Annotated in this window: 18 protein-coding genes; 5 read left to right on the plus strand and 13 right to left on the minus strand. The window is 71.2% G+C overall.

The features are described 5' to 3' along the window. Positions 1–183: hypothetical protein (locus ACFHWS_RS24395; RefSeq protein ID WP_416569180.1), on the minus strand; the 183-nt coding region annotated here is incomplete at its 3' end. Between the two features lie 301 nt (positions 184–484). Between ACFHWS_RS24395 and ACFHWS_RS24400 the strand changes: the two genes are divergently transcribed. From ACFHWS_RS24400 to ACFHWS_RS24420, 5 genes are all read left to right on the plus strand, one after another. Then, entirely contained in the window at positions 485–4,039 is a 3,555-nt protein-coding gene (locus ACFHWS_RS24400) for a nitrate- and nitrite sensing domain-containing protein (protein ID WP_416569181.1), read from the plus strand. Further along, complete coding sequence (locus ACFHWS_RS24405) at positions 4,036–4,440, plus strand: roadblock/LC7 domain-containing protein (protein ID WP_278171351.1); 405 nt, start codon at positions 4,036–4,038, stop codon at positions 4,438–4,440. Before ACFHWS_RS24400 ends, ACFHWS_RS24405 begins: the two co-directional genes overlap by 4 nt. Before the next feature lie 117 nt (positions 4,441–4,557). After that, a complete protein-coding gene (locus tag ACFHWS_RS24410) occupies positions 4,558–4,935 on the plus strand; it encodes a DUF742 domain-containing protein (RefSeq protein WP_123605492.1) in 378 nt (125 codons plus the stop codon). A 1-nt stretch (position 4,936) separates the two neighbouring features. After that, entirely contained in the window at positions 4,937–5,524 is a 588-nt protein-coding gene (locus tag ACFHWS_RS24415) for a GTP-binding protein (RefSeq protein WP_282232215.1), read from the plus strand. Between the two features lie 103 nt (positions 5,525–5,627). Then, positions 5,628–5,789, plus strand: coding sequence for a hypothetical protein (locus ACFHWS_RS24420; protein ID WP_416557240.1), 162 nt, complete (start codon positions 5,628–5,630; stop codon positions 5,787–5,789). On the opposite strand, the gene ACFHWS_RS24425 is transcribed toward ACFHWS_RS24420, so the two are convergent. The 12 genes from ACFHWS_RS24425 to ACFHWS_RS24480 all read right to left on the minus strand — a co-directional run bounded on the left by ACFHWS_RS24425 (position 5,777) and on the right by ACFHWS_RS24480 (position 21,424). Further along, positions 5,777–8,236 carry a transposase gene (locus ACFHWS_RS24425; protein ID WP_416557239.1) on the minus strand — a complete coding sequence of 820 codons (2,460 nt, stop codon included), beginning with the start codon at positions 8,234–8,236 and terminating at the stop codon, positions 5,777–5,779. The two genes, ACFHWS_RS24420 and ACFHWS_RS24425, sit on opposite strands and share 13 nt — an antisense overlap. Before the next feature lie 29 nt (positions 8,237–8,265). Next, positions 8,266–9,297, minus strand: a complete 1,032-nt coding sequence (locus ACFHWS_RS24430) for a DNA primase (protein ID WP_416557243.1) — start codon at positions 9,295–9,297, stop codon at positions 8,266–8,268. Positions 9,298–9,377: 80 nt separating this feature from the next. Beyond that, complete coding sequence (cydC, locus tag ACFHWS_RS24435; protein ID WP_416557238.1) at positions 9,378–11,219, minus strand: thiol reductant ABC exporter subunit CydC; 1,842 nt, start codon at positions 11,217–11,219, stop codon at positions 9,378–9,380. Next, positions 11,216–12,979 (minus strand): thiol reductant ABC exporter subunit CydD, encoded by a 1,764-nt coding sequence (gene cydD / locus ACFHWS_RS24440; RefSeq protein ID WP_416569182.1) that lies wholly within the window; start codon positions 12,977–12,979, stop codon positions 11,216–11,218. The genes cydC and cydD overlap by 4 nt, the downstream gene beginning before the upstream one ends. Further along, positions 12,976–13,938: a M56 family metallopeptidase gene (locus ACFHWS_RS24445; protein WP_416557236.1), complete on the minus strand. Its 963-nt coding sequence runs from the start codon at positions 13,936–13,938 to the stop codon at positions 12,976–12,978. The genes cydD and ACFHWS_RS24445 overlap by 4 nt, the downstream gene beginning before the upstream one ends. Before the next feature lie 7 nt (positions 13,939–13,945). Beyond that, positions 13,946–14,326 (minus strand): BlaI/MecI/CopY family transcriptional regulator, encoded by a 381-nt coding sequence (locus ACFHWS_RS24450; protein ID WP_416557235.1) that lies wholly within the window; start codon positions 14,324–14,326, stop codon positions 13,946–13,948. Between the two features lie 86 nt (positions 14,327–14,412). After that, complete coding sequence (locus ACFHWS_RS24455; RefSeq protein WP_416557234.1) at positions 14,413–15,279, minus strand: TylF/MycF family methyltransferase; 867 nt, start codon at positions 15,277–15,279, stop codon at positions 14,413–14,415. Between the two features lie 104 nt (positions 15,280–15,383). Continuing rightward, positions 15,384–16,838 carry a hypothetical protein gene (locus tag ACFHWS_RS24460; RefSeq protein ID WP_416569183.1) on the minus strand — a complete coding sequence of 485 codons (1,455 nt, stop codon included), beginning with the start codon at positions 16,836–16,838 and terminating at the stop codon, positions 15,384–15,386. Beyond that, positions 16,835–18,079 carry a glycosyltransferase family 4 protein gene (locus tag ACFHWS_RS24465; RefSeq protein ID WP_416569184.1) on the minus strand — a complete coding sequence of 415 codons (1,245 nt, stop codon included), beginning with the start codon at positions 18,077–18,079 and terminating at the stop codon, positions 16,835–16,837. Before ACFHWS_RS24465 ends, ACFHWS_RS24460 begins: the two co-directional genes overlap by 4 nt. Further along, complete coding sequence (locus tag ACFHWS_RS24470) at positions 18,058–19,020, minus strand: glycosyltransferase family 2 protein (RefSeq protein ID WP_416557231.1); 963 nt, start codon at positions 19,018–19,020, stop codon at positions 18,058–18,060. Before ACFHWS_RS24470 ends, ACFHWS_RS24465 begins: the two co-directional genes overlap by 22 nt. Further along, on the minus strand, positions 19,017–20,102 hold the full coding sequence (locus ACFHWS_RS24475; protein ID WP_416569185.1) for an O-antigen ligase family protein: 1,086 nt from the start codon (positions 20,100–20,102) through the stop codon (positions 19,017–19,019). Before ACFHWS_RS24475 ends, ACFHWS_RS24470 begins: the two co-directional genes overlap by 4 nt. A gap of 188 nt (positions 20,103–20,290) precedes the next feature. Further along, entirely contained in the window at positions 20,291–21,424 is a 1,134-nt protein-coding gene (locus ACFHWS_RS24480) for a glycosyltransferase (RefSeq protein WP_416569186.1), read from the minus strand. Positions 21,425–21,468 lie beyond the last annotated feature (44 nt).

The raw sequence follows: 21,468 nt of genomic DNA on the forward strand, positions 1-21,468 counted from the left end.
TGCGTTCATCCCGTTCGACGAGCGGCTGGCGGTCATCGACGACGTCATCAAGCCCGCGTACGCCAAGCTGATCGGCTGATCTGGTAGCCGGCCCGCCGACGGCCCGTCTGCCGCCGACAGCTGTCCCCCGTTCGGGCCACTGGCAGCCGACCACTCGGTCGGTGGCTGGTCGCGGAGGGCCATGTCCGGCGGGTCCCATCGGTGGTGGCGGCTCGACGTGGTGGGCGTAAGATGCTCGTCGCGCTCCGAGAGCACAGTTGCTCTCGAAGCCGGCAACACGGACCGAAGCGTTTACTTAGCGTGACCAGGCAAGTGCTATTTGTCGTATGTCGGGATAACCATCGCATCACACTCGCGGTGACGAGCCACCTGGGCTTTCTCTTTGCGTGGCGTCGTGATGGAATCTCGGGGGTCCGATCCGCCCGGGTCGGCCGATGGGCGGTGTCCGGTGCAACGGACCGGCACCGATGAGGAGGGCGGTGACGTGAGCGAGCGGCCGAAGACGGCAGATTCATTCCTGTCGCGTCTCCGCCGGCCGGTTGGCCGGCTCAACGATCTGCCGATCTGGTCCAAGCTCGGTCTGATCATGATCGTGCCGACCCTGGCGACGATCGTGGTCGGCACCAACGGCCTCATCGGGCACCTGGAGACCGCCGGGAACGCGTCCCAGGCACGCACGCTTGCCACGCTGGCGGCCGCGTCCGGCGACCTGGTCCACGGTCTGCAGAACGAGCGGGCCGCCGCAGTGCTCCTGCTCGGCACCGGGAACGAGCAGCGCCGGCAGGGCTACCTCGACGCGTACAACGCCCTGCACGACACCGTCGACGAGGCCCGGACGCCGTACTCGCAGCGCCGCGTGGAGCTGACCGATCTGCCGGTGAACTTCCGTAACCTGCTTTCCCGGATCGACCAGAACCTCGCCGACCTGCCCGGGGTGCGCAGTCAGGTGGTCAACAGCGCCACCGCTGACGGCACCTACCGTCTCACCGAGGCTGCCCGCGCCTACGAGGTGCTGCTCAGCGACCTGCTCGACATCCGCGACTCGGCCGCCCAGCTGGCCAACGACACCGAGCTGAGCGACCACATGCGGGCCGCCGCTTCGCTGGCCCGCAACAAGGAGTTCCTCTCCCGTGAGCGGATCGTCGTGCTGCGGGCGTTCAGTCAGAACGCGCTGACCCCGTCACTGCGTACCGACTACATCAGTACCCGGGCCGGCCAGGCCCAGTCCCGGCAGAGCTTCGAGGCTGCCGCCGTCCAGGACGACCTGGAGTTCTACAACCAGACGGTGGCCGGTCCGGCGCTGCGGGAAGCGGACACCTACGGCGGTTTCATCCGGGGCCAGAACGAAGAGTCGATGCGTGACACGCCGTTCGACGCCGACGCCTGGGACGCGGCGCTGACCGGACACGCGGACCTGATCCGCACCGTCGAGCAGAAGATCGACGGCGACGTGGTCAACGAGGCCACCATCCTGCGCAACGACGTACAGCAGCAGTTGTTGGTCGAGACGATCCTGCTACTCGTCGTTCTGCTGCTGGCGATCCTCTTCGCCGCTCTGGTCGCCCGGGCGATGGCGCGTTCGCTACGTGAACTGCGCCAGGGCGCGCTCGCCGTGGCCCAGCACGGTCTCCCGCATGCTGTTGCCCGACTGCGGGACCCGCAGGTCTCCGCGCAGAGCTCGCCGATGCAACTGGCCAACCAGATCGCCGAGCCGCTGCCGGTGCGCAGCAAGGACGAGTTCGGTCAGGTGACCGAGGCGTTCAACGCGGTTCACCTGGAGGCCGTGAAGACCGCCGCCGAACAGGCCGCACTGCGTTCCTCGGTGTCGACGATGTTCGTCAACCTCGCCCGCCGGTCACAGATCCTGGTCGACCGGCTGATCGGCCACCTGGACCGGTTGGAGCGCGGCGAGGAGGACCCGGACCGGCTCGGCGAACTATTCCAGCTCGACCACCTTGCCACCCGGATGCGGCGGAACGACGAGAACCTGCTGGTTCTCGCCGGCGCGGACTCTACCCGCGTGCAGCGTGAGCCGGCGGCACTGATCGACGTACTGCGCGCCGCGCAGTCCGAGGTCGAGCACTACACCCGGATCGAATTCGGGATGGTCGACCGGGACATCGAGGTCGCCGCGCAATCCGTCAACGACCTGGTCCACCTGGTCGCCGAACTGTTCGACAACGCCACGGCCTTCTCGCCGCCGGACTCGCAGGTGATGGTCGAGGCCCGCCGGGTCGGCGACCGTGCCGTGCTCTACGTCGAGGACCGCGGTATCGGCGTCAGCGCCGACCAGTTGCGGGAGCTCAACGACCGGTTGGCCAACCCGCCGATGGTCGACGTGGCGGTGTCTCGGATGATGGGTCTCGTCGTGGTCGCCCGGCTGGCCAAGCGGCACGGTGTCAAGGTCGAGCTGCGCCCGGCCGCCGACCGGGGCACAGTCGCCGACGTCACCCTGCCGACCTCGGTGCTGATTCCGCGGGCCCTCGCCGGCCGCAACGCCGCCCCGGCCGCGTTCGGCTCCGGTGGCGGCCAGGAGACGCCCGCCGTCGCCCGGCCGTCGTTCGCCGCACCCCTTGCGTTGGAGGGCGGCAACGGGTCGTCGGGCGGTGGCTTCGGCGGCCGACCGGCCGAGCCACCGGCACCGGCCGGCCCCCCGCCACGACCGTTCGAACCGGCACCGATCAATGGTGGTGGCCCGGCGACACCGCCGGCCGCCCCGGCCCGCCCGATGCCAGCCTGGTCGGACCTGACCGGAGCGACCAACGGCACGAACGGTGCCAACGGCTCCGACGTGCTGGGAGCTCCGCCGGCCAATGGTCAGCAGCGTACCGGTCCGCTGCCACAGCGCCGATCCAACGATCACTGGACAGTCGACGGCGAGGTGACCGGAGCAGCACCTACCAGCGGCATTCCGCGTCAGGCCGCCACCTCGCCGGAGACCCACGGCGCGCCGACCGGCCACCAACCGGTCAGCGGGCAGCCGTACGTCCCGCCGGTCTCCGCGCCCCCGGTGCGGCCGTTCTCGGCTCCACCGGTGCCGCCGACAGCGGCCCCGCAGCCCACCGCGTTCCAGCAGCCGGCCAGTTTCCAACGCCCACCGCAGCCACCGCCGCACCAGCAGCGGTCGGCGACACCGCCGCCGGCCGCTCCGGTCGCGCCGCCGCCCAGCGCGGCACCTCCGGCTGGGCCGCCGCCCAGCGCGGCACCTCCGGCTGCGTCGCCGCCCAGCGCGGCACCTCCGGCCTGGCCGCCGGTCGCGGCAGAGCAGCGGGACACTCCGGCACCGCCGGTGCCGGAGAAGCTCGCTGCGGCGCTGGACATGACCGCCGAACTGCCGAGGGTGTCCCGGTCGGGTCCGGACAACGCGGCGACTGCCCAACACCCGACGGTCACCCCGCCAGCGGCACCCAAGCAGTTCGCCGACGAGACAATGGAACTGCCGATCTTCCGCGAGCTGGAGTCGGCCTGGTTCCGGACCCGGCGCCCCACCGCGGACGAAGCGCGGGCGGCGGCGGGGGCGATGATCAAGCAGTCCGGTGGTGCGGCCTCGACCGCCACCACCCAGCCGATCGCCAAGGTGGACGCCTCCCGGCCTCCCACTCCGGCGTCGGAAGCCGGGACGACCACGGCCGGCAGGCCCGGTTCGTCGTTGCCGCGCCGGCCGGAGCCGGTGGCCGCCACCTCGCGGCCGGCTGCCGCCGGTGGCGGGGGTGGCGAGGGTACGCCGGACAGTTGGCAGACTGCCGCAGACGACGGCTGGCGCGCGGCAAGCGCTGCGGCTGATGTCGAAGTGGCCGAAAAGACCCAGGCGGGCCTGCCGAAGCGGGTCCCGATGGCACAGCTAGTACCAGGTGGCGTAGACAAGGCGTCAAGTTCGGTACAGCGTCGCACACCGGAAGCGGTCCGTGGGCTATTGTCCGCGTACCACCGTGGTGTGCAACGCGGCCGTACTCAGCCCAAGGACGACCACTCGACCAACCCGGGGGCGACCCCGGGAGGGCAGCAATCCTCGCAGGCTGGCAAGGAGCATGAGGGATGACAACTACGCAGGATCTCGGTTGGCTGCTGGCCAACTTCGCCGATCGCGTGCCGGGGGTCGCTCACGCGATTGCGGTCTCAGCGGACGGTCTGCTCCTGGCGGCGTCCCGGGATCTTCCCCGGGACCGTGCGGACCAGCTCGCGGCCATCGCCTCCGGACTGGTCAGCCTCACCCAGGGCGCGGCGCGGTGTTTCGAGGGTGGTGCGGTGCTGCAGACAGTGGTTGAGATGGACAACGGCTTCCTCTTCCTCATGTCGATATCGGACGGTTCGTCGTTCGCGGTACTGGCCGCCCGAAGCTCCGACGTCGGTCAGGTGGGGTACGAGATGGCCCTGCTGGTGGACCGGGTTGGCGAGGCGCTGACGCCAGCGCCCCGCACGGCCGCTGGAATGCTGGGCTGACCACGCTGACGAGACCGGTGCCGGCGTCGACGACCGGCGCCGGTCCGCAGAGAAGAACTGGACGCTACGAGCTCCGACAGGTGGAGCTGCGGGTAGGACGAGAGGGGGTGACGGCAGATGACCGAGCGCGATGAACCGACCGGTGCTCTGGTCAGGCCGTACGCCGTTACCCGTGGTCGTACCCGGCCGAAGCTGGAAATCGCCCTCGAGGCGCTCGTGGAAACGACGGTGCGCGGCCGGTCCTCAGGCGCTGTGAAGGGCGGCTCGGGCCGGGAGCACCAGTACATTGCCGCGCTGTGTGACGGCCGGCTGCAGTCGCTCGCGGAGATCGCGGCGCGGATGCAGCTTCCACTCGGAGTAGCCCGGGTCATCATTGCGGACATGGCCTCGGACGGCCTGGTCGCGGTGTACGAGCCGACATCCCTGGACGACACGAACGACGCGGTGGGCACGGAACTGCTGGAGAGGGTGCTGAGTGGACTTCGCAGGCTCTGACATGGCGCACCGCCCCATGGCCGGGCGCGTGACATCGGCGAAGATTGTGATCGCCGGTGGGTTTGGCGTCGGCAAGACGACGCTGGTCGGCTCGGTCTCGGAGATCACGCCGTTGACCACCGAGGCGATCATGACCTCGGCCGGTGTCGGCGTGGACGACACGCGACAGGTGCCGGGAAAGACGACCACCACGGTCGCCATGGACTTTGGACGTATCTCGATCGACCGAGATCTGATCCTCTATCTGTTCGGTACGCCGGGCCAGACTCGATTCTGGTTCATGTGGGACGAACTGGTGCGGGGAGCGATCGGGGCGGTGGTGCTGGTCGACACCCGTCGACTGGCCGACTGCTTCGCGGCGATCGACTTCTTCGAGCATCGGCGGCTGCCCTACCTGGTGGCGATCAACTGCTTCGACGGCATGCAGTACCACGATCCGCAGGACGTGCGGGACGCGCTGGCCATCTCCAGCGACGTCCCGGTCGTCGCGTGTGACGCGCGGAACCGTGAGTCGACGAAGCACGTGCTGATCTCGCTGGTCGAGTACGTGCTGACCATGCGGCGTCAGCGTGCGGTGGCACCGGCCTGACCGCCAGCTCACCCGGCACAGACTCTCCCGATCTCCGGTCTGAACCGGCGGCACCTGACCCAGGTGCCGCCGGTAGGTGTCGTTTGCGGCCGGTCCGATTGTGGTGCCTGTCGACATCGGCGGGGTGGGCATGGGCGGCAGTTGGTGCCTGCGGCACGACGGGCAGCCGGAGCACGCCGGCACCAGGCCCGAGCACGCAGGGGCCGAGCCCGAGCACGCGGGCGACCCGTCAGCTGCGGGTGGTGACCCCGGTCAGGAGTGGTGACCGGCCGGCCGGTACTCGTACTCGCGGCCGTCGCCCTGCCCGCTCTGGTCCCGGCTGAAGTCCCACCCGCCGGCGGCCTCCCGGCCGGGCCGCCCGCCGACGGCGTACCCGCCGATCTCCTGACCTCGACGCCAGCCCCGGAAGTAGCCGTTGGTGTGCTCTGCGATGCTCGCCGCGTCCCGGACGATCCGCAGCGGGCGTTCGTCGCGCAGCGGTGAGCCCGGAACCAGGTTGGCCTGCGGCACCCGCTTCGGTAGCCCGGCGTTGGTCGCGGCACCGATGGAGGGTTGCGCGGCCAACTCGGCGGCCCGCCAGCCGTTGTCCGCCTGCGTCGCGAACTCCGCCCCGTCGGTTTCCGGATGCCGGACGAACCAGGCCGACCGTGCCGCCGCGAAGATCAGCAGGTCGCCGTCGCCCTCATCGGGTACGGGTGGGGCGCTCAGCGGCTCTACGGCGGCCCGTCGGCCGCGACCGTACTCGGGGGGCGGCTGGGGAGCGTCCACGAGGCGCAGCGGTGGCGTCTCCACCGGCGCGTCGGGCCGGCCGTAGTCCTCGGGCCGTCCGTAGCCGTCGGGTCGGAAGTCGTCGCGACGGACCTGGTCGGCGACCGGTGGCTCGACCAGACGCAGCATCGGCGGCTCCGGCGGCAGGTCGTCGGCCAGCCACGGTGGCTTGACCCGGCCGCTGGGCCCGTTGGACGCGGCCGGCCGGTGCTCCTCGTGCCCTCCCGGGTAGCCCGGATCGGATTCGTCGCCGCCCTCGGGACCCGGCGGCACCAGCGGCCAGTTGGACCGGGAACCGGGTGGCGACGACGTCGGCGGACCGGGCCGCGGGGCGGGAACGGGCAGGCTGTAATCGGTCGCGGAGAAACCCCCGGTCGGCGGCTCGGCAAGCGGTGAACCACTGGCCGGCGCTGCCGAGGTCGGTGCCCCGGACATCGGGCTGGCAGAGATCGGGTGCGCCGACACCGGGGTCCCGGAGACCGGCTCCGTACCCGCCGGCGGCGCCGACCGTGGTGCGGCGGCCGGGTCAGGACCTGCCGGACCGGCACCTGCCCGGGTGTCGGGCCGAGGGGTGATCGGGGTCGGTCGGCGTTGTGCCCGCGCGTCGTTGATGGCAGCGGTGGTGAGCGTGGCGCGGAACGGCTCGCCGGCGTCCGCCGGCGCGATGCCGGGACGTTGCGCCGGCATCGGGGTCATCCCGGGCGGTGGCGGAGGAGGGGCGGATACCGGCCGGTCGCTGCCCGGATCGGCGGACCGCCTGGCCACCGGGGCGAGCGGGGTGAGCGGTGCCGGTGCGTTCGGCGGCGGCGCCACCGGGGCCGGTGCCACCGGAGGTGTGGTCATCGGCTGGGGGGAGGCGGGAACGCTGCCGCCGACCGGCTGTGGACGGGCCCGCCGGCCGCCGGCGGGGGTACGGCTCGGGCCGGCGTCCGGGGCCGGCGGTACCGCGTGCAGCCCGGGTGACGGCGGACCGGAGATCGGGTCGGCGGCCCGACGCGCGACGTGCGGCCCGCCGATCGGTGTCGGGGTGACGACCCGGGCGGTCAGGGTGGCGACCAGAGCGTCGGCGGCGGCGTCGCAGGCCCGGACGGCGGCGACGGCGTGCCGCACCGTCTCGGCGGTGGCGGAGGTGAGCGCCTTGTTGACGGTGCCGCGGCGGGGCGACTCGACGATCGCCACCCGTAGGGCGGTCACCGCCGCGTCGATGGTCTGCGCGTCGGCCACCCCGTCGGAGGCGAGGTGGGCGGCGACCGCGTGAGCGGCGACGGTGAGCTCCCGGTTGCGCGAGCTGGTGCCGCTGAGCATGCCCGGCTCCGGCAGGGCGTCGAGCACCGCGAGCGCGACCGGCTCGGCCGGGTCGGGATAGGCCCGCAGTGCGGCCGGGTACAGCTCCCGGAGCACCTCGCGCAGTGCCACGGCGGCGGCCTGCCGCCCGTTGGCCAACGCGGCGTGCGCGGCCAGCACCGGCTTGTACGCGACGAGGTCGCGGGAGACGGGCAGGGCCACCGCGGACATCGCCCCGGCCTGGAGCGCCCGGGCCAGCCCGACGGCGCGCCGCTGGGCCGGCGCGGAGGACATCTCGTCCAGCGACTCGTCGTCGGCGAACCGTTCGGCGTAGTCGTCCGCAGCGTCGTCGTCGGCCACCGCGAGTGGGCGACCGGCGGCGGTCAGCAGCGAGGTGACGACGTGGTCGTCGCTGTCAGCGGCGATGGCAGCTCCGCTCGCGCCGCCTGACCGCTCGATGAGCATGCAGCTCAGCCGGGCGTAGCCGGCCGGGTCGTCGCCGATTTCGCAGACGTCGAGCAGCCGGCCGGCGTCGTCGACTATCGCGGCGGACAGGGCCGGACCGGTCGAAGCCGACCGGGCAGCCCGGTCCGCCGATGCCAGACCGCAGTACACCCGCACGAGCGCCACCGCGCCGTCCTCCTCCCGGACACCCGTCATGCCAAGGACTGATGGTCCCTGGTGAGGGGTCAGTCGCGCCAGTCCGCAGCGGCAGAGATCTTCCCGATGATCGTGCGCCAGCCGAGACTTGCCGTTTGTGCCCCGATTTTCTTCAACTTGCGGCGCGCCATGAAACCGCCGATGCCGCCGTCAACCGTCGACCTTAGCGCCTCGTCCAGATCGTCCAGCCTGGATCCGGTGGAGAGCATGTCCAGCACCGAGGGCATCCGCAGAGCGTACGCGAGGTCCCTCGCGACCTCGCCGGACTGGATCAGCAGCGCCGCGTCCCAGGCGTCGTGACCGCCTCGCAGGTTCTCCACCACGAGGTCGAGTTCGTAGGTATCCTCCGGGAGTGCCGCCACGTCCGCCGGCTGCAGCCGGTCAACCAGATCCGGCCAGCTGTCCAGCTGCGCGAGGTCGTGCGACGCGCCGGACCGGACGAAGCTGACCAGCGCCTCGGGGTCGCGGAACAGCAGCAGCTTGCCTCGGTGGCTGAGGAAGATCGGCACCTCTTCACCGCTGTCGGCCGACTCGGTGTCGGCGACATCCTCGTCGGCGTCTTCGTCGGCGTCGTTACTCCCACCGGCGGCGCCACCCTTGCCGGCCTTGTCACCTTTGCCGGCCTTGCTCGTCGAACCGTCCTGTTGCTCGTTCTCCTCCTCCGCGAGCGCTGCGGCGAACTCTTCGTCCAGGATGACCACGGACTCGTCGTCCTCGTCCTCCTCGGCGGCCGCCCGCTGCCGAGCGGCGAACAGATCGTCCTCCTCGCGCTCGGAGATGTCGGTGGGGGTCAACGCGGCGGATGACCGGTAGGCGCGCAGTGTGTAGCCGACGCCAGCCGGCAACGCGATCTCAACCGGGTCGATCCGTACGTCCTGCCAGAGCGACCGGTCGGCGGTGACCGCCGCGTCGTCGGGGTCGGCGGTCGCGTCGGCACCGGCCGTCGCGACGTCCGCCTCGTCGTCAGGACCGTCGGCTCCGGCCGTGCGCCGGTCGGCATCGGGCTGGTTCGGCAACTTGGCCACGCTGACCTCCGTGTGTTCTCCGGTGACGGCGCCCAGACCCGGACTGTCGGGTGGGTGACTCTGCGCACACCCTAGTGGGCTGCCCGCCGTGTGGCATGCCCGCACCCCGTCCCGCCTCAGTTGGCTGCCGTCAGGTAACCCTGTTCGGCGGCCCGCTGCATGATCCACTGTTCCTGGTACCAGCCGGGCCGTCCGGTCAGCTCGGCGTGGTCGCCCCGTTGGACGATCCGGCCAGCGTCCAACACCAGGATCTCATCCATCGATTCGAGCCCGGTCAGCCGGTGGGTCACCAGCACCACGGTGCGGTCATCGGCGGCGGCCAGCGCCGACGCCAGCACTGTGTCCGCCGACGCCGGGTCTAGCCCTTCGGTGGGTTCGTCGAGGACCAGCACCGATGGGCCGGCCAGCAGCGCCCGGGCGAGGGCGAGTCGCTGCCGCTGCCCACCGGAGATCCGGCTGCCGGCCGCCCCGACCAGGGTCTGCCAGCTGTCCGGTTGCTCGCGTACCCAGTCGAACAGGCCGGCGGCGGCCGCGGCGGCGGCGAGGTCGTCGTCCGTCGCCGCGGGCCGGGCCAGGAGCAGGTTGTCGCGGACTGTGGCGTTGAACACGTACGCCTCGGCGAGCAGCCCGCCGACCAACCGGTGCCGCGCTCCGGCCGGCACGTCGGCCAGGTCCACCTCGTCGACCGTCACCCGGCCGCCGTCCGGCGGCACCGCCCCGGTGAGTACGCCGAGCAGGGTGCTCTTGCCGGCACCGCTCGGCCCGACCACGGCGATCCGCCGTCCGGGCGGCAGCCACAGATCGACCCGGTCCAACGCCGGTGACGTGCCGGCCCGGTACCGGACCGTGACGCCGTCGAGCACCATCGTCGGCCGCCGTCGGTCGTCGGCCGTCGCGGCACCGACCGGGTCGGCTGCGGCCCGTCGCGCCGAACTCGACTCGGCGTCGGCCTGCTCCGTCTCAGCCCGCTTAGCGTCAACCCGTCCCGTCTCGGCGCGTCCTGTCCCGGTCCGGGCCGCTTCGGTCAGCAGGTCGGCGACCCGGCGCAGCCCGCCGCGTAACTGCGCCCACTGCCGGGCGGCGGCGACCAGCGCCAGACTCATCTCGACGGCGGCCAGGGCGCCGACCGCGAGAACGCCGACCAGTACCCCGCCGACGCCGGCGCGCAACGCGGTCACCGTCACCGCCGCCACGGTCAGCCCGGCGACGAGCACGCCGACACCATCGACCGCCCAGCCGGTCGCCGCCAGCCGCCGCTCCAGCCGGGCGAGTTCCCGGGCCCGGCTGGTGCTCCTGCGCAGGGCGGCGGCGGTGCCGCCGAACGCCGCCAGATCGGCCGCCCCGTGGATCAGATCGGCGCCGTCCGCCGCGAGTTCGCCGCGCAACGGCGCCACCCGGTCGGCCGTACGCCGGGTGAGCAGCGCCGTGACCGCCGGCAGACCGGCACCGGCGACCGCTAGCCCGGCCGCCAGCGCGAGCGCCGCCGCCGGGCTGACCGTCGCGGCACCGGCGACCGCGAGTACCGCGACGGTGGCTGCGGCGGCGCCGGGCACCAGCACCCGCAGCAGCAGGTCCTGCACGGCCTCGACGTCGGAGACCAACCGGCTGAGGGCGTCACCGGACCGGTCCTCGGTGGTCGGCCGTCGCGCGGCCAGCGCGGTGAAGATCCGGAACCGTACGTCGGTGACCACCCGCAACGTGGCGTCGTGGCCGGCCAACCGTTCCGTGTAGCGCAGCACGCCCCGGCTGATCGCCAGCGCCCGTACGCCGACGATCGCCACGGTGACCGCGTCCAGCGGCGGCCGACCGGCGGCGGTGATCAGCAACCACACGGCGGTGGCCATCAACGCGAGCGCCGCCGCCTCGGTTGCTGCGGCCAGCAGACCGGCCCCGACCAGTCGGCCGAGGTACGGCCGGGCCAGCGACAGCACGGTCCGCTCCGGCCGGGCGCCGGTCACGGGGTGGCCGCCGCGAGGTCGCGTCCGGTGATTCGGCCGGCGTCGAGCCGGACGACTCGGTCGACGCCGTCGAGCAGCACCGGCCGGTGCGCCACGATCAACGCGGTCCGGCCGGTGACCAGTTGCCGTGACCCGGCCAGGACCGCCGCCTCCGAGGCGCCGTCCAGCCGGGCGGTCGGCTCGTCGAGCAGGACCACCGGCGCGTCCCGGAGGAAGGCACGGGCCAGCGCGACACGTTGGCGCTGCCCGCTGGACAGGCCGTGGCCGCGTTCACCGAGCCGGGTGTCGAGCCCGTCGGGCAGCGCCGCCACCACATCGGTGAGCGCGGCGGCGCGTACTGCGGCCGACAGCTCGGCCGGGTCGGCGGCGGGCGTGCCCAGTGCGATGTTGTCGGCGAGTGAAGCGGCGAACAGGTGTGCGTGTTGTGGCACCCAGGCGACCCGTCGCCGCCACTGTTCGATGTCGAGTTCGGCGAGGTCGACCCCGTCGACGGTGATCCGGCCGGCGGTCGGCGCGACGAAGCCGAGCAGCAGGTGCAGCAGGGTGCTCTTGCCGGCCCCGCTGGGACCGATCACGGCGATCCGTTCCCCGGCTCGGATCGTCAGATCGACGTCCCGCAGCGCCGTGGTCCGGGGGTGGACCACGGTGACCGACTCGAACCTGATCTCCGCCGGCGGCGACCCGACGACCGCCGGTGCCGCTCGGCCCGCCGGCCCGCCGAGGCTGGCGTCGTGGACCGGCTCTCCGTCGCTGGCGTCGCGCGCTGGATCGTCCTCGCCGATCAGGGTGAGCGCTTCGTCCAGCACGGTCAGACCCTCCATGCTGGCGTGGAACCGGCTGCCCGCCGCGCGCAGCGGCAGGTACGCCTCCGGGGTGAGCAGCAGCACCAGCAGCGCGGTGGACAGCGCCATCCCACCGGTGAGCAGCCGAAGCCCGATCGGTACCGCGACCAACGCCACCGCCAGCGTGGCGACCAGCTCCAGGACCAGCCCGGAGAGGAAGGCGATGCGCAGCGTACCCATGGTGGCGACCCGGTGCCGGTCGGCCATCCGGCGTACCACCTCGGCCTGCGCCCGCTGCCGTCCGAAGGCCCGCAAGGTCGCCAGCCCCGCCACCATGTCCAGGAAGTGGCCACCGAGCTGGGCCAACCGCTGCCACTGCCGTTCGGTCGCCGCCTGCGCGTGCCAGCCGAGCAGCGCGCCGAAGACCGGGATCAGCGGCAGGGTGACCGCGACGATCAGCGCGGAACTCCAGTCGGCGAACGCCAGCCGGGCGAGCACCGCCACCGGCACGGTCACGCTCAGCACCAACTGCGGCAGGTAGCCGGTGAAGTAGCCGTCGAGCGCGTCGACGCCCCGGCCGGTCAGGGTGGCGAGCTGGCCGGCGCGCTGACCGGACAACCAGGCGGGGCCACGCCGGTGGATCGCGGCCAGCAGGTCTGCCCGCAACTGCGCCTTGACCGTGGCCGCCGCGTCGGCGGCGAGGTAACCCTGCGCCCAGAGCAGCGCGGCGCGGCCGGCGACCGCCAGGACGAAGCCGCCGAGCGCGGCCCGGTGCAGCTCGCCACTGGCGGCCGCGGCCAGCACCAGGGCCAGCGTGGTGGCCTGGGCGATGATCAGACCGGCGGCGATCACGCCGAGTACGCCGAGCAGCGCGAGCCGCACCCGTACCGCCGGCACCTGCCGCACCAGCCGGGGATCGAACGGCCGGCGGCGACCGGCCCGGTCGGCCGGTGCGGTAGCGGTGCCGGTGGTGCTCACCAGCTGAGGTACAGCGACGCGGGCAGCAGGAGCAGCGCGGCGGCGACCACAGTCGCGGCCGCCGGCCGCAGCCGGGGCGCCGGCCGGTCGAGCAGCAGCCGCTGTACCCGGGCGTCGAGCTCCAGGTCGGCGGCGCCGAGGGCACCGGCCGGGGTGATCCGGCTGCCGGCGCTGGCGAACCGGCGCAGCGCGGCGGCGAGCGGCTCGTCGGCGTGCTGACGCCGGGCCTTGTCGTCGGCGCGCATCTCGACCAGCAGGGCGACCGCGTCGTGCGCCGCCCGCAGCCAACGCACCCGGGGTAGGGCCCGGCACAGCGCGGTGAACGGCAGCAGCACCAAATCGTGCCGTTCGTCGGCGTGCGCCCGCTCGTGGCTGAGTACGGCGGCGAGCTCGCCGGGGCCGAGCAGGTCGAGCGTGCCGGCACTGACGACCACCGTCGGCCGGACCCCGGGCAGGCAGTAGGCGGCCGCGCCGGGGTGGTCGAGCACCAGCGCGCCCGGTGCGGCCGGATCGGCGCGGCCGACCAGAGCGAGCAGGTCGCGGTGGCGACGCTGGGCCCGTACGGCGGCGAGCAGGCTGCGTACGGTGGATCCGAGCAGGACGGCGGCGATCGCGGCGGCGACGCCGACCAGCGTCAGCCGGACCGGCCCCAGCCCGGCCGGGAGGACGCCCGTCGGCCAGCCGTGTCCGGCGGCCAGGCTGGTCACTCCGGCGGCCAGATTACCGACGAACAGCCCGGCGGCGCGGCCCGGCCCGGTGCCGTACGGGGCGAGCCCGACCGCCAGCGGAACGCCGATCGCGGCCAGTCCGACCGCCAAGCCGAGCGCCTGCCAGCAGAGGATCGCCACCCGGGGGCTGCGCCAGGTCCAGCCGGGGCCGAACCAGACCGAGCGGGTCAACGCCTGCGCGGTGAGGTAGCAGGCGAGGATCACCGCGGCGAAGTGCGCGCCGTGTGCCATGGCAGCGTCAACCCCGCCGGTCCGCCACCTGCGCCTGGTCGGTGAGCGCGGCCCGGAGCACTTCGGCTTCGGTGCCGGTGACCGACCTGGCGAACCGGACCAGGGCCGCGTCGCGGCTGCCGGCCAGGTCCAACGCGTCGAGCATCAACTGGGCGATGTACGCCTCGCGGCTGGCCGCCGGCTGGTAGTGCCACGCCCGGCCGGCCCGCTCCCGGCTGACCATGCCCTTGCCGGCCAGCCGGTCCAGCACCGTCATCACCGTCGTGTACGCCAGGTCGCGGTCCTGCAGAGCTTCGGCGACGTCGCGGACGGTGACCGGATCGGCCGCCGGGTCGCGGTCCCACAGCACGTCCATCACCGCGCGTTCGAGGTCACCCAGTCGCGTCACCGGTCAAGCCTACCGCCGGTAGTAGACGCCTGGACCAGGGGACCTTCCTGCTGGGACCGACGTCGGAGTACTCAGCCGGTGAGCTGCTAGGGCGACTTGCGCCAGTACCGGCAGGTCCAGTCGACCTGGTGGAGCTCGTCGTTGATGCCGTGAGCGCGCCTGAAGTCGTCGACCGCCTGCCGGCAGCCACGTACGGCGTGATAGTCGTCGATGATGACGTAGCCGCCGTCGGAGAGCTTTGGATACAGTGCGTCGAGCGCCACCATCGTCGAGTCGTATAGATCCCCGTCGAGTCGCATGACCGCGACCCGGTCGATCGCGGCCGTCGGCAACGTCTCCTCGAACCAACCCGGCAGGAACCGGACCTGGTCGTCAAGCAGGCCGTACCGGCGGAAATTCGCCTGGACCCGATCCAGCGGCACGGCGAGGAACGGCTCTTTCCAGAGGGCATCCTCTACGTCCTCGAGCCGCTCGGGGTCCGGTCGGGGCAGCCCTCGGAATGAGTCGGCTACCCAGACCACCCGATCGGTCTCCCCGTACGCCTTGAGTAACGCGCGCATGAAGATGCAGGCACCGCCGCGCCACACTCCGGTCTCGATCAGGTCCCCAGGAACCTGGTCATCGATCACCTCAGTCACACATTTCTCAAGGTTGTCGAGTCGCCGTAGACCGATCATCGTCTCGGCTTCCGGGGGCCAGTCGCGGCCGTTCGTGCGTTCGTCAGCATTGAATGGGAATCGCACCATGATGTCCATGTCCCGCCGGTTGAGCAGCCGCTGACCCTGGCGGAGCAGGGTGCTGCGCAGTGAATTGCGGCGCGGGTGGTAGCGAATCCATGATTCGCCGAAGGCGTACCTTGTCAGGGTGCGCTTCATGAGGTCCAGGTACAAGGCCCGTGGGTCGCCGGCGGCGGTGCCGGTGGGTTCCGGATCTATGGCCGGCATGACGGTCATCTGAACTCCTTCTGAGAAGTCTCATCAATTGATGATTGGCTGGACGGATGTCGGTAGCCATCATCTGCTGAAATAGGTTACTACTGACCAGCATCGAATGGCTGCTATTCGGCGCGAATCGCTGATTGTGTAACGCTGGTCAGTGCTGCGGACTGTGTTGATCGAGGAGCGGTCGCCGTCGGCGTGGCGGCAGCGGCCGGAGTCTCGGTGCCAGACGGTGGATCCGTCCGTCGGTGTCGACCGCCGTCGGAGCCCGGAGCCGCGAATCGGTCAGGGTGACCGGACAACCGGTGGGACAGCATGGTCGCGCCGTCGACGACGACGACACCGACGAACGGCACACCGAGGTGCCGCATCAGCATCGAGGCCTGCTTGGCGTCGGCCGTGTCGGTGTCACCTCGCCGGACCACCAGTACGACGGCGTCGACCTTTCTCGCGAGCGTGGCCGCCGTGGTTCCGGTCAGGATTGGCGGCGCGTGCAGCACCAGGTCGTCGTCCGTGCGGCCGATGGTCTCGTCGAGCTGCCCGCCGGTCGGCCACTGGCCCACCAGGTCCGCACCGACGACGGTCGGAACAGGGCCGATTGCCGGCCGGCCGAAGGTGCGTTCCATGAAGCTCAGTACGATGCGGTCGGCAGCCGGCTGCGGGTCACCTTGACCGGTGCTCTGAGCTTCGACGAGCGTCGCGTTGTCGCGGCCGTCGGCGATCCGAAGGGCCAGCAGGGCGGCCACCATGGCCTTCCCGTCGTCGTGTCGGGCGCTGGTGACCAAGATCCGCCGGCCGGGCAGCGAATCGACGAAGACGCTGAGGGCTGCGACCAGGGCGTCCGCCGCCACGGTCGCCGCACCGTGTCGCAGCATCCGGACATGTCGCGGCGCAAAGCGTCGCGGCAGCTGCGGGAAGACCGCCAGCACCGGCAGACCCAGCTGGGCGTCCACCGCCTGAACATCGCGTAGCCGATTGTCGAACCGGTTGCGGGCGGTCGTCAGGCCGAGGCCGACGAGTAGGCCGGCTACCGCACCGAGCGCGCTGTTCAGCGTGGGTTTCGGTAGGACCGGCCGGGCCGGCGCAGTGGCCCGGTCCAGCACCCGCGCATCGACCTGAACCTGCTCCGCGAGCGCGAAGTCAGCGAGCCGCCCGATCACCGCGGCTGCGGCTTCGTTTGCGATCGCGGCCGCCCGGTCGGCCGAGCGGGCGGCCGCCGCCACGGTGACGATCTGCATGCCGGGCTCGAACTGTCCGGTCACCTGCCCGACGACCTCGTCCGCCGGCAACCGCAAACTGTCGGCGGCCCTGGCCGCGACCTCGCGCGTCTCGGCCATCCGGGCGATCGTCGGCGCCAGACTCTGCGCGAGGGTGATCGACGCCGTCTCCTGGCCGGCAACTTCCCCGTCGCCCTTCGCACTGATCAGCAGCGAAGCCGACGCCTGATAGGTGGGCGGGGTCCACTGGGTGACCAACTGCGCGGCGAGCAGCCCGAGGCACAATCCGAAGACCGGAAGCCCGGCGAGCCGGGCGACGGCACGGACTGTCGGCAGGCCACGGGACCACCGGGTCATGGTTTCGCCTCCAACTGCTGTGCTGCGGCGGCGCGCGGCGCACGGTGCGGTTCCCCGCGATGTCGGGGCAGACCCGTCGCCGAGCGCCGGTCCCCGGCGCCGCGAAGCCCGTTCCACGCATCGCACATGGCGTCAGCGATGCTCTCCCAGCTGAACAACCGGTTGACTCGGGCCAGTCCGTTGGCGGACAGCCTGGCTGCGAGCTCCGAATCATCCCGGAGTCGGGAGAGACAGTTGGCAAGACCGACCCAGTCGCCAGCGGTGAAGGTCAGGCCGGCATCGCCGATCACGTGTGGTATCTCGCCGACGTCGCTGCCGACCACCGGTGTGCCACAGGCCATCGCCTCGACAAGTACCCGGCCGAACTGTTCGCGTAGCGGAATGCCCACCCACGGCAGGACGTTGCGCTGCACGACCTCGACGGAGGGCAGCGCCAGGGCATCCATCCGATTGAGGTGGCCGGGCAGGTCATGGTGATCTGCCCAGGAATGCAGCACGATTCGCCCTGGGCGGCGCCCGATCGCCCGCTCGACCAGGGGCCGGAGGGCACCTGCGCCGATGAACGCCACGTCACAGTCGACCGACTCGGCCGCGCGCAGCAGATCGGCGATACCCTTGTGGTGTTCGAGCCGACCGACGAATCCAACGGTGAAGCGACGGCCTGCGTCTCCGGTCGGTCCTGGCCGGAAGAGTTTCGGGTCGACGCCCAGGGGCACGACGGAAGCGTTGCCGGCGTATCCCTTAACTCGAAGGACGTAGAGCGCCGCCGGGGTGATCGGGAACATGTGATCGACCTGACGATAGGAGTACCGTTCAATGGTGGGGAAGGGCGCCGGAAACCCGATGACGATGTTCTGCGCGGCGTAGAGCGAGACCGGTACGCCCGGCCAGCGTCGCCGGCAGGAACGGATTACCTGCCAGGTCGACAGGTAGGCGGCCTCACCGATGATATGCACGACATCCGGTGGTTGCTCTACAACTCGGCTGACGTCAGTCCGGAAGAGGACCGATGCCATGTGCCCGGTCCGGCCTTCCCCCAACAGATGGGGAACGACGTGGTAACGGAACCTGGTGGACCTGCTTGACACCAGGTCGAGCTCGGTCCGGGTCAGCTCGGAAACATTGGCCGCGACAACCGTGACCGTGACATCAGGGCGATTCGCCAGGGCGGCGAATAATTCGATCCAGTGTTCCGTCCGTGCGCCGACGACGGTGACCATCACGTGCACTTTTTCCTCCACGATTTTTCCGGCCGGCTGGACAACGCGATCCGTGAGATCTCTGACCAGGCTCGAGCGCGGGCCGCTCCGGTTCGAGGTTGGATGGGCAACCGCATCCCGGCGATACCTATACCGAGCATCGCGCGCAGCAGTACCACGGCGCGGAGGGCCGCGAGCGTCGTGGGTCGGTGGAGCGCGAAGAAGCGCAGCATGCTCCGGTACAGGTGCGGCCAGGTGCGGGCAGGGTCGGCGCTGCTGCTGCCGCCGCCCACATGCATCGCCTCCGCGGACGGCAGGTACAGGACCGCGACATCGTTGCGCCATGCCTGAAGGCACAGCTCCTCGTCCTCGTAGTAGAGGAAGTAACCTTCGTCGAGGCCGCCGATTCGTCGCAGCAGGTGCACGCGCACTGCCATGCACGCGCCGGAGATCCAGTCGACGGAGACCGGGCCGCCCGTCTCCCGGCACGCGTCGTACGTCGCCCGGCGGGTTCGTCCGGACACCAGCCGGCGTAGCTGTACCGGTAGCAGACTGCCGCCGAACCGGGACGCGACGACCGTGGTCAATGACTCGAACGGGTGTGCACTGATGGCTATCTGCCCGTCCGGGCGGCGTATGCGTGGCCCTACGATCCCGGCATGAGGGTGGTCACGCAAAGCGGTGAGGAGGGCGTCTACCGTAGCGGAAGGGCATGCGCAGTCCGGGTTCACCAGCAGTACGACATCGGTCCGGACGGCCGTGACTGCCTGGTTGACGGCAGTCGCGAAACCGACGTTCACGATGTTCGTCTGCAGCGTCACCTCGGGAAACTCTGATCGTACGATCGTTGCTGTGGAGTCGCTGGAGGAATTGTCCACCACGATGACCGGTAGTCGGCTTCTCGCCAGTTCCGTCAGAGTGGCGCGAATATGATCTTGCGAGTTGTGCGTCACGATCACCGCGGTCGCGTTCGACTCGGTCATGTCCTCACCTCCTCGGGTACGGTCGGCTGTGGTGTATCGATCGAACCCGTGATCATCGTCAGAGCTGGCAGCAGGCCGAGTTCCCAGTGGCCCGCCGTCGGTCCGGCGAATGCTGCTCCGACAAGGAATCCACAGGTGAGCGCGGCGAACCCGAACGCTATGCCGTTACCGTACAGAAATCCGTTCCGTATTGTGCGGTAAAGCGGCCATAGCACGACGATGAGGCCAAGGATGCCGATGTTCGCCAGGACGGTCACGTAGAAGGCGTGGTAGACCGGGCCGACATCATCTCGGGTGAAGTCTGGTAGGTAGATGTCCCGCACCGACTGCCCCAGCCCGCCGCCGGTGAAAGGGCGCTCCGCGAAGACGTTCATTCCGACAGCGGACTCGGGGCCCCGGTAGCCCGACGACTCCTGCAGTTCAAGGGCCACCACGTCGACGTGGTTGGCAAGGCTCGACACCAGGGCCAAGAACACGACACCGGCGACGGCGACGGCGACCGTCGCTGCCATGCCACGACGTAGGGTCCGTCCGCCCCAGACCAGCATCACCGCGAGAGCGACTGCCGCGGCCAACCACAGCGCCCGGTACATCGACACGGCAACATCCGCCAGGAGTAACCCGGCGAGCAAGGCGAAGCCGGCCCGGCTCCAACCTTCGGCGAGCCCGGCCAGGACGATCAGCGGTGGTACGGCGAGTAGCGCGATCAAGCCACCTGTCTGGGTTGCAGTGGCCAGCGCTGTCAGTGTGAGTGCCACGGTCGGCACCAGGTAGAGAATGGCGGCTGCGCGCAGCCGTCTCAGGTCGCCCAGCGTCTGGGCCGCGATCCAGAAGTAGACCGGAATGACCGCGATCTGGTAGGCACCGACCAGGACGTCCCGGGGTGGGTTGCCGAGCGAGAGGCCGTACACCGCCGCCAGCAGCACCAACAGCGTGAGACCCAGCATCGGCAGGTCCGCAGTGGTACGCCGAAGCTTCTCCGCCCCGATCAGCACCCGGATCGCCAGTGCGATCCCCCCGGCACCCAGTAGGGCCGCGTGCATCGCGACGATCGTGGCGACGTCGCCGCCGCCGATGGTCACGCCGGCAATCGTGCCGCCGATGATGGCGACTGGGAGCACCGCCCACGGCCAGAGCACGAACGCCGCGCAGCAGACAGCCGAGGCTGCCAGGACGGTGCCGAGGGTGCCGGGTGAGACGGCCAGCGCCCCGACGACGGTCGCGGCGAACACCATCGGCAGCGGCGCGGTCCACAAGCCGTATGCCAGTCTCATAGTGGCGGTCCGGCCAGATCCGTGAGCAGAGTACGCAGCTGGGCGCCCCGCACCGCCCAGCTGTTGTCGACCGCGACGGACCGGCGTAGCGACACCTCGGCCGGAACGTCCGCTGTCTGCAACGCCTCCTCGACCGCCGCGCCGAACTGCTGCGGCCCCGCCGCCAGCCGGATCGGAGCGCCGATGCTACGCAGCGCCGGTAGCGGTGTGGCGACGACGGGTTTGCCCATCGCGAGATACTCGTAGCACTTCTTGGGATGCACGTAGTCGATCAGCCCGCCGACCCGGTAAGGGATGATTGTCACGTCACAGCCGCGCAGGATCCCGGGGACGTCCGCGAAGGGAACCGGACCGGTGAGAACGATGTTGGGCAGCCTGACGAGCGGACTCCGGCCGCCCCGGGTCGTCGGACCGGCGAGTACGAAGGTCCACTCTGGGTGCTCGGTGGCCAGATGCGCCACCAGGTCGGCGTCGAACGCCCGAGTGTCGACGGCACCGACGTAGCCCAGCACCGGCCGGGGCAGCCGGGCCAGCCACGAGGAGACCGGCCCGGCTGGATAAAACCGGTCCGGATCACAGCCGTTCGGTAGTACCACCACCGACCGGTGCCCGCTGGGTAGCCGCGCGGGCAGCGCCGACGACGAGGCCAACACCACATCGGCGGCGGCCAGCGCATTGCCCAGGGCCCGCCGTAGGTGCCATCGGTTCCACCGCCGGGTGAAGGTCCAGTCCAGATCTGTTGCGTCGTAGACGACAGCCAGCTCTCCCAAGCGCCCTGCGACCGTCGCGGCCAGGTCCTCGTCGATCCACAGCAACCGGTGGCCCGGCCGGTCGTCCAACCAGCGACGGATGAGTGACGCGCCGCACCGGCGGTTGACCAGGTTGGCCGGGGGCAGCTGTCGGCCGAGCGGTAGGAGGACGGGCACCTCGGCGCGCCACAGGTTGTGCTCCACCGGGGTGACCGACATTCGCCAACTCGGTAGCTGGCCGGGGGGATCCACGTAGAGCACCCGACGGTCGACCGCGATCTGCCGGGCCAACGCGTGCTGGCGGTGGGCTCCGCCACGCCATGGTGTGGCGCTGAACATCACCACCCACCCGCTGCCGGTGCCGACGGACTGTCGTGACACATCGGTGTCGCCGGCACCGTGTCGCCGCGGCCGTGGCATGGCAA

The organism is Micromonospora sp. LOL_013 (genome assembly GCF_048060315.1).
GTDB lineage: Bacteria > Actinomycetota > Actinomycetes > Mycobacteriales > Micromonosporaceae > Micromonospora_E.

Coding starts and splice junctions, on each gene's coding strand:
- ACFHWS_RS24460 (WP_416569183.1), bottom strand. CDS start 16,838: ATGACCCGGTGGTCCCGTGGCCTGCCGACAGTCCGTGCCGTCGCCCGG.
- ACFHWS_RS24410 (WP_123605492.1), top strand. CDS start 4,558: ATGACCGAGCGCGATGAACCGACCGGTGCTCTGGTCAGGCCGTACGCC.
- ACFHWS_RS24470 (WP_416557231.1), bottom strand. CDS start 19,020: ATGACCGAGTCGAACGCGACCGCGGTGATCGTGACGCACAACTCGCAA.
- ACFHWS_RS24455 (WP_416557234.1), bottom strand. CDS start 15,279: ATGACCGTCATGCCGGCCATAGATCCGGAACCCACCGGCACCGCCGCC.
- ACFHWS_RS24445 (WP_416557236.1), bottom strand. CDS start 13,938: ATGGCACACGGCGCGCACTTCGCCGCGGTGATCCTCGCCTGCTACCTC.
- ACFHWS_RS24405 (WP_278171351.1), top strand. CDS start 4,036: ATGACAACTACGCAGGATCTCGGTTGGCTGCTGGCCAACTTCGCCGAT.
- ACFHWS_RS24425 (WP_416557239.1), bottom strand. CDS start 8,236: ATGACGGGTGTCCGGGAGGAGGACGGCGCGGTGGCGCTCGTGCGGGTG.
- ACFHWS_RS24415 (WP_282232215.1), top strand. CDS start 4,937: ATGGCGCACCGCCCCATGGCCGGGCGCGTGACATCGGCGAAGATTGTG.